The organism is Halomonas sp. V046 (assembly GCF_052645355.1).
On the sequence record NZ_JBQXYF010000007.1, the window covers coordinates 16,620 to 33,262 of the forward strand.

The window sequence follows — 16,643 nt, forward strand, 5'->3', positions numbered from 1 at the left end:
GCATCAGCGAGCACCACGAAAAGGGCTCATCAAGAGCCACGAAAAAGGCCCACCAGATGGTGGGCCTTGGTGCGTCATGCGATGCCTGGACTGTCGTCGAGGTCTGGCGTCGAGGTCTGACAGAGCGCCCCGGCCGTGGTCTGACGGCAGTCTGGATCGTATCGCTCAGTCGGCGAGCTTGATGTTGGAGGCCTGAAGGCCTTTCTTGCCCTGGGTTACCTCAAAGGAGACCTTCTGGCCGTCCTGCAGGGACTTGAAGCCTTCAGCCTGAATCTCGGAGAAATGGGCGAACAGGTCATCACCGCCGTCGTCGGGAGAGATGAAGCCGTAGCCTTTGGTATCGTTGAACCACTTGACAGTGCCAGTTGCCATTGTCGATTTCCTTAACTCGCTAGATGTTGGTGCCGGGTCCCTTGCGGGGCGCATTTTCGCCGCGAAGGGGTAGCCCCGTGTTACGTGGACAGGACAAGCAAGAAGGTCGTCTATCGTCTGGTGGTTGCGCGTCTGGTGGTTGCGCGTCTGGTGATTGCCGACAGTAAGGGTCGACCGGTTTGCCGAGCCAAGGGCGCCCCGATCTCTCATTGCCCTACTGACGATATATCAGGCGACATTCAGGCGGCATTTCAGACCACATCTCAGACCACGTTTCTGCTTGTTGCTGTGCCAGCGCTGGCGGACGGGTAAACTTGCCCTGCGGCTGCCATCGTCCTGCCTTCGCCCTTGGTGCCTGGCCGCTCGACACGGTGCCTTGCGCATGGTGCATGGCATTCCTGGCGTGCATGTCTAGCGTGTATCTCGAGCCGGCACGACGGGCTTGCGTCGAACGATGGCGGCGGCAAGACTTGCTATCTCGTCTCGCCAAATTACTGTAGATCGAAAGGGGGAGAGCGTCCAGCCGCCGGCCCGCGCTGTCCTCCTACGGATTAATAAGGAAAAGGAACTGTCATGAATACGCCTGTGTTGCAGTCTGAGGATACCCATAGCAAGGTCGTCGGTTATCTGCTCTGGCTGTTTGGTTTTCTCGGGGCACACCGCTTCTATTACGGCAAGCCGGTGACCGGGACCATCTGGTTTTTCACCTTCGGCCTGTTCTTCGTCGGCTGGATCATCGATCTGTTCTTGATTCCGGCCATGGATCGAGAGGCGGATCTGCGTTTTCGTGCCGGCCCCACCAATTACACCCTGGCCTGGGTGCTGCTGACCTTCCTCGGGGTGTTCGGGATCCACCGCTTTTACCAGGGCAAATGGATCACCGGCATCATCTACCTATGTACCGGAGGTCTGTTCTTGATCGGCATCTTGTATGACTTCTGGACCCTGAACGACCAGATTTCGCTGAAGCACTCCGAGCAACTCGGGACGGTGTGATGATGGCGTCGCTGGTCGATGCCCAGTTCGTGCCGTTCCTGGTCGCCATCACGCTGCTGAGCGTTACGCCAGGCGTCGATACCCTGCTGGTCATTCGCAATACCGCCAGGGGCGGCCTGCGTGATGGCGTGCTGACGAGTCTGGCCATCTGCGCCGGGCTCTTCGTCCACGCCGCCGTGTCGGCCCTTGGCGTGTCGCTGATCCTGCTGCAGTCGGCTTGGGCCTTCGCGGCGCTCAAGGTGGTCGGCGCCGGGTATCTGGTGTGGCTCGGCATCCAGAGCCTGCGCCAGGCGCGCGCCGGCAAGGGCTTGCCGATGGATAGCGTCAGCCGCGTCGCGCAGCAGCGGGTCTCCGTATGGCGCCCGCTGCGCGAGGGGCTCTTGTCCAATGTGCTGAATCCCAAGACCGTGGTCTTCTACATGGCCTTCCTGCCGCAGTTCATCGCCCCGGGGGATCCGGCGCTGGTCAAGTCCCTGTGGCTTGCTGGGGTGCATTTCGTGATCGCCAACCTGTGGCAGATTCTGGTCGCGGTGATGGTTGGTGGGGCCAGCTCCTGGCTCGCTCGTCCGGCGTTCTCGCGCTGGCTGAACGGGGTGACCGGAGGGGTGCTGGTGGCGCTGGGGATCAAGCTGGCGCTGACCCGACAACCGGCCTGAGGCCGAGGCGGGGCCTATTCGCAAGGTCTATTCACGAGGTCTATGCACGGAGCCGGTTCACGCGGTCTTTTCATAAGGCCTTGGTGCGGCAAGAACGACGGCCAGGCAAGCGTAAAGGAAAAGGGCCACGACGGCATGTCGTGGCCCTTTGCGTTGGTCGGTCGATCGGCACCAGGCAGGCGGCCTGGCGCTGGCCGGAGTTAGCGCCGGGCCAGCAGGGAGGCGTCGTAGCGACTGTTACGCTCATTCGGCGTCAAGACGCTGACGCCCTGGGTCGAGCCGCCGTTGGCCAGGCTTTCAAACACCACCCGGTACTCGAGGACGGCGCGCACATAGCGACGCGTTTCCTTGAACGCGATGTGCTCCATGAACAGATCGAACTCCATTGGCGCACTGGCGAGCCAGTTGTCGACGCGTCCGGGGCCGGCGTTATAGGCCGCGGCGGCGGCGATGCGATTCCCGCGATAACGATCGATCATGTCACTGATGTAGGCGCTGCCGAGACGAATATTGGTCTGGGGATCCAGCACGCCGTAGGGACCGGGATCGCCGATGCCGATTTTTCGACCGACGAGGGCTGCGGTGCCGGGCATCAACTGCATCAAGCCGCGAGCCCCGGCCGGGGACAGCGCCTCGGGGTTATAGGCGCTCTCGCGCCTGGCGATGCCCATCAGCAGATAGGGGTCGACGCCGTTGGCCTTGCCCCAGCGCTGGAAGTCCTCGCGATAGGCTTCGGGGAAGCGGTAGGGCAGGGCATCGAGCATCTTGCCGACGATCGTGGTCTGGACCAGGCGCGCGGGCCAGTCGCGGTTGGCGGCGTAGTCGGCCATCAGGCGGGCATCGCGTGGCGAGGCCTTGGCCACTGCGTGGTACCACTCGAGATTGGCCAACCCCTCCTGGCCGATGCGCAGCAGGGCTTCGGTGCGGCGTACCGTCGGCCAGCTCGCAACCTGGGCGCGCTCGGCCTGGCTGAACCGGTTGTCCTCCATGTTGAGGTTGTAAGGCTGGCCGATGCGGTCGGCCGCCACGAAGGCGAAGAAGTCGCGCTGGCCGGCGGCGCGGGTGAAGGCGGCGTTGGCCGCTGCCTGGTCACCGCGCAGGGCCAGGGCACGGCCTAGCCAATATTGCCAGCGGGCCTTGGCTTGGGTCTCCGCCGGCATGATGCCGACCGTGCGCTCCACGGCGCCCCAATCACGGTCGCGGATGGCGAGGCGGGCACGCAGTTCGAAGACCTCTCCATCGGTCTGGCGAGCCAAGGCCGAGTCGATCCAGCCGAGCATCTGGCGCTGGTCTCGACGCAGGGCGTGGTAAAGGATGTCGTGCTCGATTTCCTGGCTGGCTTGCACCGAGAACGCGCGAGTCCCCGAGACCTGCTGCCATGCCGCCAGTGCCGCAGCGCTGGAATCGCGGGCGGCCGACGACAGGGCCGCTTCGAAGAAGGCGTCGTTGCCGGCGCAGTCAGGGCCGACGCAGTTGCCGATTCGGGTGATCATCGACGGGTTGCTGTCTACGCTCCGCTGGGCCGCCACGGCACTCGACCAGGACGGGCCGAGTTGGCGCCCGAGGTAGGAGACCAGGCCGCTCTGGCCTTCTTCCCAGGCCAGCATCATGCGTTCCCATATCTGCAGGTCGGCGATCTCGCCCCGGGAGCGAAGGGACGAGAACAGGCTGTCGCAGGCGTCGGGCTGGGATGTTCCAACGGTCCACAGGGCACGCCCACCGGCCGCTGCCAAGGCCGGGCTTTGCCCCAGCAAGGCGGTGTAGTAGTAGCACTGCTGGGCGGTGGTCTCGGGTTCGCCATCGGCCACCGCCAGCACGTCCGAGTAGCGCCCCGCCTTGCCATAGCGCAGGATGGCCTGCTCACGCATCCAGTCCCCCATCGGGGCATCGGCGTTGCTGGCGATGTACGTCAGCACCTCCTGGGCGCTTGCCGCCGGCAGCCGGTCGCGTAAACGGTAATACTCGACGTACCCTGCCAGCTCGTGGCCGCGAATCGCGGCTTCATTGATCTGTGAGTACTGGCCATTGCGGGCCGCTTCGAGGGCCCGGCCGACGGCGTAGTCATCGCCTTGAGCAGGGGCAGTGAGGGGCAGGCATAGCGCGGTGGCGGTCAGTACCGGCGCGCAGCGACGAAAGAACGCTAGCGGCATCGAAGCACTCCTGAAAGCAAGGGCGAAAGCGATAATGGCGGTCGATGGCATCTGACACGCCGGTGATTGGCGTCCATGGTCGCTCAGGCGCTGCCACTTGGATAGTCCCCCTGATGAAGGGGCGTCCATTGTCGGTTCGGTCCCGGCTCTACCGGGTGTTAGGCGGTCATCGGCGGTGGGGCGTATCTGTTGCGATCTGGCTACGATATGAATGAAACGGCACACAAATAATGCGGTTTTTCCGCTTGACGACGGTCGCCGGCGCCCCCATAAATCGAGGAAGGCGCTATCGGCAATCGTTGGCGATCATCGGAGTTGTCGCTGACAACAGGAGGCTGCTATGGCTCTTTGGGATCGTATTCCCGTGGTGGGACGGATCTCTCAGCGTTCGCGAGCGTTGAAGCACATTCTGCGGGCGTTAAAATTGTTCGTGCCCATGCTCAACGACGTCGTCAGTCGTCGTTACCGGCCGGTGCCGTGGCCGGCCTTCGGCTGGATGGCGGCGGCACTCGCCTATCTGATCTCGCCGCTGGACCTGATACCGGACGTGCTGTTGCTGTTCGGTATTCTCGACGACGTGGTCATCGTCGCCTGGCTGCTGACCCGCGTCGACAGGAGCCTGGCCGATTACCGGGCGTGGCGTCGTGCCACCGGCGCGGATGTCGGCGCGGAGGATGACCTCGGGGGCGATCTCTAAGGCTGGGCGCTGCTGGGGGATGAACACGCGGTCGAACAGACGGTCGGCGTCCCGGTGGGACTCACCACGGCGCTGGTCGGGCCGACCGCTGGGGTATCTTCGAGGTCAGCGCCGGCGTGTCTCGTCGGTGATTCGTCTCGCCAGCACAGCGCGTTCACGCGGGTAAACACGCATCGCACGCCGCAAAGACCGGTGGCGCTGTGCAGTGACGATGTGCGTCGACCCTGTCAAACGGCCATTTCTTGTCGGCGGCGGCAACCAACGCTAGATTAAATCGAACGTTTGAGTTTTTCTCGTCTCAGAGGCCGCCATGTCCATCCCACGACACCGTATTTCCTTCGGCGCCTGGCGTCAGGCCTTGCAACGTTTCGTCTCGGTCATTCCTCATACCCGCGATCTCGGCGTCCAGGTCGCTCGCGTCGGCGTCGATGGAGTGACCCTGGAGATGCCCTGGCACGAGGATTTAGCCGGCGACAGTTGCCGGGAACTCGTGCATTCGGGGGCGCTCAGCGTCTTGATCGATACCGCCTGCGGGTCCGCGGTGCTGCCGGCACTGCCGGCGCCAGAAGTGTGCCCGACACTGGATCTTCATATCGATCACTATCGCCCGGCGCGCAGCGGAGAGGCCATCACCGTGCGGGCCTGGGCGGTCGCTGTGACGGCATCGGTGGTCTTTACCGAGGCGCTCGCCTGGCAAAGCGATGGGCGTATCGTCGCCCGGGGCGTCGGCAGCTTCCTGCGTCTGGGCAGCCGCAATACGCCACCGGGGTTCGCCGAGGCGATGTTCGAGGGCATCGACACCCGACATGACGACGATGTGATGGCCCCATTCGGCGGCCACGACGCGTGCCAGACCGGGCGCCCGGAGGGCGACGGTGGCGTTCTGGGCCAAGGCCAGGGCAGCCACCGTGCGTCGGGATCGCCACGACGAGCCGTGAGTCTCGAGCGTCTCACCGCCGGCCGGGTGAGCGGTGATATTGGCGAGTGGCTCGACCAGATTCCCTATGCCAGGCGCCTTGGCATAAGCCTTGAAAGCGACGTCGAAGGGCGCCGTTTCGTGCTCGAGCCGCGCGACGGCAATGTCGGCAATTTCTTGCTGCCGGCGCTTCACGGGGGCGTGCTTGCCGCGTTCATGGAAACCGCCGCGCACCTGGAGGTGCTGTTGGCGTTGAGGACCCCGCGTCTGCCGTGCCTGGTCAATGTCTCCATCGACTACCTGCGCAGTGCCGCAGTAGCGCCGACCTATGCGCGTTGCCGCCTGGTGCGAGAAGGGCGGCGCATCGCCAATCTCCAGGTGTCTACGTGGCAGGAGGACGAGAGCCTGGCGGTGACCACGGCGAGACTCAACTTCGTGCTGGCCGACGCCGCTCAGGACGAGCCGGACACCGAGATCGCCGCCGGCGCCTAGCCTGTCGAGCACGGCAGTCGGCATGTCACGCTTGAAATGCGCCGAGCGGACCCCATATCGACGAACAGCCCAGAAAGGCGGCGCGAGCCGCCCCTACTGAACCGACACGTCGCAAGGGGTTCCGATCCATGACCACCGCTACTCACGAAGAGACACTTGGCTTTCAGACCGAGGTCAAACAGCTCCTCAATCTGATGATTCACTCGCTGTACTCCAACCGCGAGATCTTCCTGCGTGAGCTGATTTCCAACGCCGCCGACGCCTGCGACAAGCTGCGCTACGCCGCGCTCGACAACGACGCCCTGTACGAGGGTGATAGCGAGCTGCGCATCGAGATCGAGCACGATCATGATGCCGGCACCGTGACGCTGCGGGACAACGGCATCGGCATGAATCGCGACGACGTGATTTCCAACCTCGGCACCATCGCCAGGAGCGGCACCGCCGAATTCTTGAAGCAGCTCTCCGGTGAGCAGCAGAAGGACGCCAACCTGATCGGTCAGTTCGGCGTGGGTTTCTATTCGGGCTTCATCGTTGCCGACGAGATCACGGTGCGTACCCGCAAGGCCGGCGATGCGGCCGATGCCGGCGTCGAGTGGCGCTCCAAGGGCGAGGGCGAGTTCGTGGTCGCCGACCTGGAGCGGGAAAAGCACGGCACCGAAATCATCCTGCACCTGAAGGACGACGCCAAGGAGTTCGCCGACGACTATCGTCTGCAGAGCCTGGTGCGCAAGTATTCCGACCACATCGAAGTGCCGGTCAAGATGCCGCGCACCGAAACGGCCAAGGACGACGACGGCAATGATGTCGAGGGCAGCGAAGTCACCACCTGGGAAACCGTCAATGAAGCGACGGCGCTGTGGGTACGCCCCAAGGCCGAGGTCAGCGATGACGAGTACAAGGCCTTCTACAAGCACGTCGCCCACGACTTCAGCGATCCGTTGACCTGGAGCCACAACAAGGTCGAGGGCAAGCTCGAGTACACGAGCCTTCTGTACGTGCCGGGCCGTGCGCCTTTCGATCTCTACGAGCGCGATGGCGCCCGCGGTGTGAAGCTCTACGTGCAGCGCGTCTTCATCATGGACGACGCCGAGCAGTTCCTGCCGCTGTACCTGCGCTTCATCAAGGGCGTGGTGGATACGCGAGACCTGTCGCTCAACGTCTCGCGCGAGCTGCTGCAGCAGGATCCCCAGGTCGACAAGATCAAGTCGGCGCTGACGAAGCGCGGTCTCGACATGCTCAAGAAGCTGGCCAAGGACAAGGACGCGTATCAGGGCTTCTGGAATACCTTCGGCTCGGTGTTGAAGGAAGGTCCGGCGGAAGACTTCGCCAACCGTGACAAGATCAGCGAACTGCTGCGCTTCTCCTCGACGCATACCGACAGCGCCACGCAGGATCAGTCGCTGGCCGATTACGTGTCGCGGATGAAGGAAGGTCAGGAAAAGATCTACTACATCGTCGCCGATGGCTTCAACGCCACCAAGAACAGCCCGCACCTGGAGATCTTCCGCAAGAAGGGCATCGAAGTGCTGCTGCTGTCCGATCGCATCGACGAGTGGCTGATGAGCCACCTGACCGAGTTCGATGGCAAGAAGCTCGCCGATGTGGCCAAGGGCGATCTGGATCTTGGCGACGTCGAGAACGAGGAAGAGAAGAAGGCCCAGGAAGAGACCGCCAAGGCCAAGCAAGACCTGGTCAAGCGCGTCAAGGAAGCGCTCGGTGAGGAAGTGCAGGAGGTCAAGGTCACCCACCGTCTGACCGACTCTCCGGCCTGCGTGGTGCTGCCGGAGCACGAGATGGGGTTCCAGATGCGCCGCATCATGGAGGCGGCCGGCCAGAAGGTGCCGGAGGTCAAGCCGATCCTCGAGCTTAACCCCGAGCACGCGCTGGTTGGCCGCCTGGAAGGCGCCAGTGGCGATGGCTTCGGCGATCTGGCGCGGATCCTGCTCGATCAGGCGATCCTCGCCGAAGGTGGCCACCTGGACGACCCGGCGGCCTACGTCAAGCGCCTGAATGCGCTGCTTAGCGCCTGATAGCCGGTTGGTCGATAGCGAGGCTTCGCGGTCCGGTCGCCCGATCCGGGGAGCCAGGTACCGCCCACACACAACGACGCCACCTTCGGGTGGCGTCGTTGCGTGTGGGCGGCGCCTTTCGCTGGCCGCGCCGCTCTGGCCCTCAGCGCCAGCGGGCCACGATGTCGGGGCACACCCGGGCGAGTTCGGCGTCGGCCAGCAGTGCCTCGCGATTGGCGTTGATGACATCGCGGTAGTCCGCGAGATCTCCCTCGAGCTCCTCGGGGCGTGAGGCGCAGTCCACCTTGAGCAGGTTGATCAGGGCGTCCAGGCGCCTGGGGGAGCCGGCAAGCGTTGCCTCGATATCGCGCCTTGCCGCAGCGTAGTCGCCGAGTCGGTAGTACGCGTAGCCGCGGTAGGACAGGGCATCGTTGTTGGACGGATCGACCTCGAGGGCGCGGTCATACTCGGCGATGGCGGCGTGGAAGTCGCGCCCCAGGCGGCGTTCGATGCCCTTGCCCACGTGGGTCAGGGCGTTTCGCGAGCGCTGCTGGCGCTCGATGATTTCCAGGTAGCGCGGGGCGACGCTGCTGTTCTGGTCCCGTGCCGATTCGAAGGCCTGCCTGGCGCTGTCGAGCTCACCCGAGGCGAAGTCGTTGATGCCGGTGTTATTGAGGATCTTCACCGACAGCCCGTCGGGCTCGGCGGAGCGGCTGGCCTGTTCCAGGGCCTGGTCGAAGATGACTCGAGCGTCGTCGTAGCGGCCCTCCTGGTAGAGCACCCAGCCCTTGGCATTGAGCACCTCGGCGCGCTGGCCGGCATCGCCTTGGCTTGCGGCCTCGGACAACACCGACAGGGCGGCATTGGCATCTCCCTGCTGGATCAGGGTGCGTGCCTCGGTGACCACCGCCTGCTGGGCCTGGCAGGGGGTGGCGATGAGCCAGGTGACGCACAGCAGAGGGATCAGTCGCGGTCGTGACATGACGGTCGAGAAGACCCGGTGCAGGATCATCAGAATCCCACCTCGCTGGAGTCGCTTTCCACCGAGAGGATCACGTCGGCCAGTTGGCCCTTGAGCAGGTCTCGTTCGTGCTCGGCATCGATCAGCCGCGAGTAGAGGGAATTGTTCATGATCCGCAGGACATTGTCGTTCTCGATGTCGAGCACGGTGGTGCCACGATGATCGAGTGGTACATCGCGTTCCTGCAGGCGCACGGTCGGCAGCACGCCTTCGGCCGGGGCGATCGATAGATTGATGGTATTGGCCGGCGATATCACCGCGATGGCCAGGCCGCCGACGAAGAACAGAAGGCTGACGCCCATGAAGATGCGGGCGTTCTTGGAGATCTCCTGGAGATAGCGTACGCGCAGTTCGGTCCCGCCGTTGGCGGACGATGCGCGCTCGTCGAGCAGCAGAGTGTGGGTCTTGTTGAGCAAGTTGTAGCCGAGAATCAGCAGCACGATGGAAAAACCGGGCAGGCCGTACTCGAGGAGCTTGGGGAAGATGTCATACATGCCGGGACTCCCGGGCGAGCGTCCCGCTGGGGCATCGTTGGCGCTCGCCGCGTGGGGCGCCAGGTGTCTCGACGGAACAGGGATTAGGCAAAGTATGAGTCGAAAGCGCGCATTATGCTGTGGAATTTTCATCGCCGGCGCCTAGGTGGCGATGCTCGTTGGCCGGATCGTCGAGGTGGCGTCGATGAACGGACACTGCCGGCGCCCTTGGGCGCCGGCAGTGACTCGTGTGCTTGATCAGCGCTCGCCTTGCGGGTGGCGGCACGCATTGCCGCGGGCGTTACACCAGTTCGCGGTTGGTGCGGCGAGCGTCGGCGCGATCTTTCAGCACGGCACGCACGATCACCACCAGGACGCCGAGGGTCAAGGCGGGCCAAACCAGCACATAGAAGCCAAAGAGTAGGGTCATGGAATGTCTCCTTGTGAACGGGGGCGGGGCGGCGCTGGCCACCCCGCTATCAGCGTTGGCCGGCCAAGCTGGTGTTGCCTGGATGGCCGTGGGCCGCGTCGGGTGTGTGCTGCGGTTCGCGCGCGCCATCATAGTTGCCGACTCGCTCGCCGATGCGATCGAAGTCGAAGCGCTGTTTGCTGGTCAGGCTCATCACGGTGCACACCAGGGTGCTGGTGCCATAGGCCGTCAGTGAGGCGAGCAGCACCGTATAGTCACGCAGCTCCCCCGTGGCGAACACCAGCATGGCGATCAGCGCCAGCAGGCCGGCGACGGCACCGGCCAGGCGCCCGAGAAAGCCAAATACCATCAGCGCGATGATGATGCCGCCGCCGATGCTGGCCAGGAACTCGAACCCCAGCGCGGTGATGCCGGATATCGGCAGTAGCTCGAAGCGTGCCACGCAGAAGGTCACCATGGCGACAAGCACCGAGGTGGTGAAGGCGGCGTTGGTCACGCGGTTCCAGAAGCAACTGGCGATCACGGGAAAGACAATGGCGCCCCACAGCGCCCCGACGAACACCAGCATGACCAGGATGTCGAGGGAGAAGCTGGCGAAGACGATGCCGGCGGCGGTGGCCACGATCATGGTCAGGCGACCCACCAGCAGCATGCGCTGCGGATCTGGCTGGCCCTTGGCGATGTTCTTGGCGTAGACGTCGGCCATCATGATCGCCGAAAGCGCAGACAGGTCGGAGTCGGCGGTGGATGACAGCGAGCCGATGACCAGGATGAAGAACAGCGCGATGAACACCGGCGGCAGGTATCCCGACACCATCTGTGGAATCAGGTTGTTCATATCGCCGTTCATCGGTTCGATGCCGAGTGTCAGTGCCATCAGGCCGATCATGCCGAGGCCGATGACGATGGCGCCGTAGCCCAGTGTGGCGGTCAGAAACGTCGGCTTGATGTGCTTCTCATTGACCGCAAACAGGCGTTGAGAAATGGTCTGGTTGCCGATGGCGTAAGCGAGGACGGCGACGAAGAAGGGCGCGCCCTGGTGGAGAATGGCATCGGTGGAGAAGATGTCGGCCTGCTGTGGGGTGAGAGTGTCGAGTCCGGCCACCAGCTCGCTTGGTCCCCCCATCGAGAAGAACACCGCAGGAATGATGACGACGGCGATCGCCATCAGCGCGACCAGTTGGGCGAAGTCGGTCATCACTGAGGCGCGAAATCCCGACCACAGGGTATACAGCAGCACGCCGACCCCGGCGATGATGACGCCCAACTGAAATGACAGCGGCGACAGTACCGAGACGAGGGCGCCGGCGGCCGTGAAGTTGACCATCAGGCTGATCACGCTGCCCAACACGTTGGAGAACGCCAGGATCAGCTGGCTGGAGCTGCCATGGCGGGCGTGGATCAGCTCACCCAGAGTATGGGCATTGGGAGCGAGCTTGCGAAATCGACGCCCAAACGGGTAGATGAACAGGATCATCAGAGCGCCCCACAGGCCGTAGTGGAGAGGGCCCGAGACGCCGTAGGTATAGCCGGAAGTGGCGGCGGCATAGAAGGAGGCGGCCCAGATCCAGGTCGCGGTCATGCTGGCGGCGCCGATGCCGAAGCCCACCCGGTGGTTCGAGACCATGTAGGCGTCGGCGTCTTCTTTCTGTTTGCGAATGCCGAGTGTCAAGAGATAGGTGCCGCCATAGAAGGCCAGCATCAAGAGCAGTACGGTGGTGGTCGAGAATTGATGAAGGGATACGCTGTTCAAGGATATTCCTCGGTGGATGGGGACGCGCACTCTTCATCCGGCCGTTCTGCGTGGTGCAAAACGCAGAGACGAGCGGAGACTCGCAGAGGCATCGTCTGTGGATCGGAAGTCGATCGCGAAGGAACTCGTCGTCAGCGAGGCGACAACGAGAGCAGCATCCTGAAATCGTTCAGGGACGGGGTAGCGGCCGCCGTTCAGGCGCGCCGACGGGCGCCCTACCAGCGCGGCGAAAGGCGCTGTATCGGTACGGCGGTAAGCAAGCTACGTGTGCGGTGGCGGGCGGCGCGGCATGCAGTGCCCTTGAGTAAAGCCAGGGGTGGACATGGATTCCCTCTGTCGCGAAGGCGTCGGTGATCCCGTCTGCGTAGATGGGGATAGTCGTGTGCTGGGCCGCTGGACCGGGTTGGCCAAGCGGCGAAAGTACCTTACTGATTTGCGCTATATATGTCTAATATTCGCGTTTTTGTCACTATTTTATCGGGGGGATGTCACCCTGCCCCATGCCAGATGCACCAAGGCCATACCGTTGGTGGCGGCTGCGGGACCGCAACGATCCTGGCGAGCAGGGGCGAGCAGGGGCGAGCAGGGGCGAGCAGGGGCGAGCGGGTTCGGTCTGACGCGAGAGGCGTCTGTCAGGAGGGCTTTCCCGGTCCGTTCACGCGCGCACAAGGCACCGCCACTCAGGGGCGGATGGGGCAGGCCGGGCCAGCCCCATGACGCCGACAGGTGTCGGTGCCATGGGGCTGTGTCCCGAGGGGCGGTGTCCCGGGGGCTGTGTTCCGAGGGGCCTTCAGGCGTCGTTCTGACGCCGGCAGGCCGCCGCGGTGAACAGCACATCCGTGGAGGAGTTGAGCGCCGTTTCGGTGGAGTCCTGGACCACGCTGATGACGAAGCCGATGGCGACGACCTGCATGGCGACATCGGCGGAAATGCCGAACAGGCTGGCCGCCATGGGAATCAGCAATAGCGAGCCACCGGCCACGCCGGAGACGCCGCAGGCCGCTAGCGCCGAGACGACGCACAAGAGCAGGGCGGTGGCGAAGTCGACGCTGATGCCGAGGGTATTGGCGGCGGCCAGGGTGATCACCGAGATGGTGATCGCCGCCCCGGACATGTTGATGGTGGCACCCAGCGGAATCGACACCGAGTACGTATCGGCGTGCAGGTTCAAGCGCTTGCACAGCTCCAGGTTGATCGGGATGTTGGCCGCACTGGAGCGGGTGAAGAAGGCGGTGATGGCGCTGCCACGCAGGCAGGTGAAGACCAGCGGATAGGGGTTCTGGCGGGTGGTCAGAAAGACGATCAGCGGGTTGGTGACCAGCGCCACGAAGACCATGCAGCCGACGATCACGGCGAGCAGGCGGCCGTAGTCGAGCAGCGCATCCATGCCGGATTCGGCCAGGGTACCGGCGACCAGGCCGAAGATGCCGAGCGGGGCGAAGCGGATCACGAACCGCACGATCCCCGAGACCGCATCGGACAGGTCGTTCAGCATGCCGCGGGTGGCATCGCTTGAGCCACGCAGCAAGAGCCCGAGGCCGATGGCCCAGGCCAGGATGGCGACGAAGTTGGCCTCCATCAGCGCGCTGACCGGGTTGGACACGGCGCTCAGCAGCAGGTTGCGCAGAATCTCGATGACGCCGCCGGGCGGGTTGCCGCTGGCCTGAGGGGCATCCAGCACCAACGTCGTGGGGAAGGCGAAGCTTGCGGCTACCGCGACCAGGGCCGCGATCAGGGTGCCGATCACATAGAGCGTCAGCACGCCGCGAATGTGGGTCGGCTGACCGCGTTGGTGTCCGGCGATGGCGGCCATGACCAGGACGAACACCAGCACCGGGGCGACGGCCTTCAGCGCCGAGATGAACACCTGACCCAGCAGCGACACCGAATCGGCGACGGTCGGCGACAGGGTGGCAACGATGATGCCACAGGCGATGCCGATGGCGATCTGGGCGATCAGCCCCAGACGATTCAGTGCCCTCACGGGAGCACTCAGAGTGGCGGACATGATTCTCTCTCGATGCGGTGTGCTTGGGGCCGCCCTCTGGCGGGGCGGCTCTGGAACGGCGGGAGCCGCGAAGCGCGGCATTCTATCATCGCCGAGACGGCGAGGAGCTTCGACTTAGGTCGAGTAATTGTCGTCGAAACAGAAGGTGCATCAAGGTTTGGCTAGAATTAACCTCCTGATCCTTTCGGTAACGCAGTCGATTCTACTGACAGGCCTGGGCGGCATGTCGGTAGGGGGCGCCTCGCTGTTGCCATGGTCGCGTGGCTGGACGACGCATCGGGGAGGACCGTCGCCGCTGGTGCCGAAAAGCATCCGGCCCCTCGTGGGAGGGGCCGGGAGCAGGGAGCAGGGGGCCGGGAGTAGGGAGCCGGCGCCGAGGAGAAAGGCGCCGAGGAGAAAGGTGCAGTAGGCGCGAGGGCGGAATCAGGCCCTGGCGGTCTTCAGCGCCGCCGACAGTTCCCGCGTCAGCCGATGCACGGCGGCGGTGCCTTCTGCCGGTGTGGCACCGTTGGCCTGGGCGTCGATCAATGCAGAGCCCACCACCACGCCGTCGGCGAAGGCGCCGATGGCGGCGGCCTGTTCCGGCGTACGGATGCCGAAGCCCACGGCGATCGGGATCTCGCTGTGCTCGCGAATGCGCTCGACCTCGGCCTTGACGCGGTCGACCGTCGGCGCGGCGCCGCCGGTGACGCCATTGCTCGAGACGTAGTAGAGAAACCCCGAGGTGTTGGCCAGCACGCCGGGCAGGCGCTTGGCATCGGTGGTCGGGGTCGCCAGGCGAATGAAGTTGAGGCCGGCCTCGGCGGCGGGCAGGCACAGTTCATCGTCGTGTTCCGGGGGCAGGTCGACCACGATCAGGCCGTCGACTCCGGCCGACCTGGCGTCATCCAGAAAGCGCCCGACGCCACGGGCGTAGATCGGGTTGTAGTAGCCCATCAATACCACCGGGGTAGCATCGTCGTGGCGGCGCAGCTCGCGCACCATGTCGAGGGTCTTGGCCATGGTGTGGCCGGCGTCGAGGGCACGCTTGGTGGCATGCTGAATCGCCGGGCCGTCGGCCATGGGGTCGGTGAAGGGCATGCCGAGCTCGATGATGTCGGCACCGGCCTCACCGAGGCCCGTGAGGGTGGCGAGGCTGGTGGCGTAGTCCGGGTCGCCGGCGGCGATATAGGTCACCAGGGCGGCGCGATTGTCGCGGCGCAGGGCCGCGAAACGGCGGTCCAGGCGGCTGCTTGGGGCCTCGGTCTGGCGGGCGTTGCTGTGGCTGGCGGTAGACATGCTGACGGTTCCTCGAATCGGGTGGCCAGGCCAAGGCCCGGCAATAGCGTTGTAAGGTGGCGAGCGGTGATCAGTTCGCCCCGTCGGGCACGCCGAGACCGAGTTCGTCGGCGAGGCAGTGGGTCACGGTGGCCATGTCCTTGTCGCCACGGCCGCTCAAGTTGACCACCATCAGGTGATCGCTCGGCAGGCCCGGGGCGCGGCGGATGACCTCGGCCAGGGCGTGGGCCGATTCCAGCGCCGGAATGATGCCTTCCAGACGGCACAGCAGGGTGAAGGCATCGAGGGCTTCACGGTCGGTCACCGCGACGTACTCGGCGCGTTCGATGGCATGGAGCCACGCGTGCTCAGGGCCGATGCCGGGATAGTCCAGGCCCGCCGAGATCGAGTGGGCATCGCTGATCTGGCCTTCCTCATCCTGCAGCAGGAAGGTGCGGTTGCCGTGCAACACGCCGGCGCGACCGCCCTTGAGGCTGGCCGCATGGCGCGGGGTGTCGAGGCCTTCGCCGGCGGCTTCGACGCCGACCAGGGCGACCCCGGCGTCATCGAGGAAGGGGTGGAACAGGCCCATGGCGTTGGAACCGCCCCCGATGCAGGCGACCAGGGAGTCCGGCAGGCGGCCCTCCTTGGCGTGAAGCTGCTGGCGCGTCTCGCGGCCGATGATCGACTGGAAGTCGCGGACCATGGCCGGATAGGGGTGCGGACCCGCCACCGTACCGATGATGTAGAAGGTGTCGTCGACGTTGGTCACCCAATCGCGCAGTGCCTCATTCATGGCGTCCTTGAGCGTGCCATCGCCGGCGGTGACCGGTACCACCTTGGCGCCGAGCAGTTGCATGCGCTGGACGTTGGGCTGCTGGCGATGGATGTCGGTGCTGCCCATGTAGATGACGCAGTCCAGGCCGAAACGCGCGGCCACCGTCGCGGTGGCGACACCGTGCATGCCGGCGCCGGTCTCGGCGATGATGCGCTGCTTGCCCATGCGCCGGGCCAGCAGAATCTGGCCGAGGGCATTGTTGATCTTGTGCGCGCCGGTGTGCATCAGGTCTTCGCGCTTCAAGTAGACCTTGGCGCCGCCGAGGTGCTCGCTCAGGCGCTCGGCGTAGTAGAGCGGGCTCTGGCGACCGACGTAGTCGGCGGACAGGCCAGCGAGTTCCTCGGCAAAGGCCGGGTCCTGGCGGGCTGTCTCGTACTCGTGCTGCAGGTCCAGGATCAGTGGCATCAGGGTTTCGGCGACGAAGCGGCCGCCGAAGTCGCCGAAGAAACCGCGAGCGTCGGGGCCTTGGCACAGGCTGGAGGATGCGGTGGACTGGCTCATGAATGACTCCCGATCGGTAGGCTGAAGGCGACGCGAAGCAGGACCAACGCGGGCCGATGGACCCAATGTAA

At 64.7% G+C, this 16,643-nt stretch carries 14 protein-coding genes; 5 read left to right on the forward strand and 9 right to left on the reverse strand.

Annotated features, from left to right (window positions below; translation table 11 throughout):
- Nucleotides 1–165: 165 nt before the first annotated feature.
- Nucleotides 166–372, reverse strand: coding sequence for a cold-shock protein (locus ACUN9Y_RS10705; protein WP_445460703.1), 207 nt, complete (start codon nt 370–372; stop codon nt 166–168).
- Between the two features lie 573 nt (nt 373–945).
- Between ACUN9Y_RS10705 and ACUN9Y_RS10710 the strand changes: the two genes are divergently transcribed.
- Entirely contained in the window at nt 946–1,368 is a 423-nt protein-coding gene (locus ACUN9Y_RS10710) for an NINE protein (protein WP_445460704.1), read from the forward strand.
- On the forward strand, nt 1,368–2,024 hold the full coding sequence (locus tag ACUN9Y_RS10715) for a LysE family translocator (protein WP_445460705.1): 657 nt from the start codon (nt 1,368–1,370) through the stop codon (nt 2,022–2,024). Before ACUN9Y_RS10710 ends, ACUN9Y_RS10715 begins: the two co-directional genes overlap by 1 nt.
- A 200-nt stretch (nt 2,025–2,224) precedes the next feature.
- Here ACUN9Y_RS10715 and ACUN9Y_RS10720 read toward each other — a convergent pair whose 3' ends face one another.
- Nucleotides 2,225–4,174, reverse strand: coding sequence for a transglycosylase SLT domain-containing protein (locus ACUN9Y_RS10720; protein ID WP_445460706.1), 1,950 nt, complete (start codon nt 4,172–4,174; stop codon nt 2,225–2,227).
- A 340-nt stretch (nt 4,175–4,514) separates the two neighbouring features.
- On the opposite strand from ACUN9Y_RS10720, the gene ACUN9Y_RS10725 reads away from it, so the two are divergent.
- The 3 genes from ACUN9Y_RS10725 to htpG all read left to right on the forward strand — a co-directional run bounded on the left by ACUN9Y_RS10725 (nt 4,515) and on the right by htpG (nt 8,312).
- On the forward strand, nt 4,515–4,871 hold the full coding sequence (locus ACUN9Y_RS10725) for a YkvA family protein (protein ID WP_445460707.1): 357 nt from the start codon (nt 4,515–4,517) through the stop codon (nt 4,869–4,871).
- A gap of 310 nt (nt 4,872–5,181) precedes the next feature.
- On the forward strand, nt 5,182–6,279 hold the full coding sequence (locus tag ACUN9Y_RS10730) for a PaaI family thioesterase (protein ID WP_445460708.1): 1,098 nt from the start codon (nt 5,182–5,184) through the stop codon (nt 6,277–6,279).
- 128 nt (nt 6,280–6,407) lie between these two features.
- Nucleotides 6,408–8,312, forward strand: coding sequence for a molecular chaperone HtpG (gene htpG / locus ACUN9Y_RS10735; protein ID WP_445460709.1), 1,905 nt, complete (start codon nt 6,408–6,410; stop codon nt 8,310–8,312).
- A 142-nt stretch (nt 8,313–8,454) separates the two neighbouring features.
- On the opposite strand, the gene ACUN9Y_RS10740 is transcribed toward htpG, so the two are convergent.
- The 7 genes from ACUN9Y_RS10740 to trpB form a co-directional block, all read right to left on the reverse strand.
- On the reverse strand, nt 8,455–9,303 hold the full coding sequence (locus ACUN9Y_RS10740) for a tetratricopeptide repeat protein (protein WP_445460710.1): 849 nt from the start codon (nt 9,301–9,303) through the stop codon (nt 8,455–8,457).
- Nucleotides 9,303–9,806 carry a hypothetical protein gene (locus tag ACUN9Y_RS10745; RefSeq protein ID WP_445460711.1) on the reverse strand — a complete coding sequence of 168 codons (504 nt, stop codon included), beginning with the start codon at nt 9,804–9,806 and terminating at the stop codon, nt 9,303–9,305. The genes ACUN9Y_RS10740 and ACUN9Y_RS10745 overlap by 1 nt, the downstream gene beginning before the upstream one ends.
- 280 nt (nt 9,807–10,086) lie before the next feature.
- Nucleotides 10,087–10,215: a putative transporter small subunit gene (locus tag ACUN9Y_RS10750; protein WP_445460712.1), complete on the reverse strand. Its 129-nt coding sequence runs from the start codon at nt 10,213–10,215 to the stop codon at nt 10,087–10,089.
- Between the two features lie 49 nt (nt 10,216–10,264).
- Nucleotides 10,265–11,917, reverse strand: coding sequence for a sodium:solute symporter family protein (locus tag ACUN9Y_RS10755; protein ID WP_445460947.1), 1,653 nt, complete (start codon nt 11,915–11,917; stop codon nt 10,265–10,267).
- An 841-nt stretch (nt 11,918–12,758) separates the two neighbouring features.
- Nucleotides 12,759–13,976 (reverse strand): serine/threonine transporter SstT, encoded by a 1,218-nt coding sequence (sstT, locus tag ACUN9Y_RS10760; RefSeq protein ID WP_445460713.1) that lies wholly within the window; start codon nt 13,974–13,976, stop codon nt 12,759–12,761.
- Nucleotides 13,977–14,399: 423 nt separating this feature from the next.
- Nucleotides 14,400–15,254, reverse strand: a complete 855-nt coding sequence (gene trpA / locus ACUN9Y_RS10765; RefSeq protein ID WP_445460714.1) for a tryptophan synthase subunit alpha — start codon at nt 15,252–15,254, stop codon at nt 14,400–14,402.
- Nucleotides 15,255–15,324: 70 nt separating this feature from the next.
- Nucleotides 15,325–16,572: a tryptophan synthase subunit beta gene (gene trpB, locus ACUN9Y_RS10770; RefSeq protein WP_445460715.1), complete on the reverse strand. Its 1,248-nt coding sequence runs from the start codon at nt 16,570–16,572 to the stop codon at nt 15,325–15,327.
- Between the last annotated feature and the right edge of the window lie 71 nt (nt 16,573–16,643).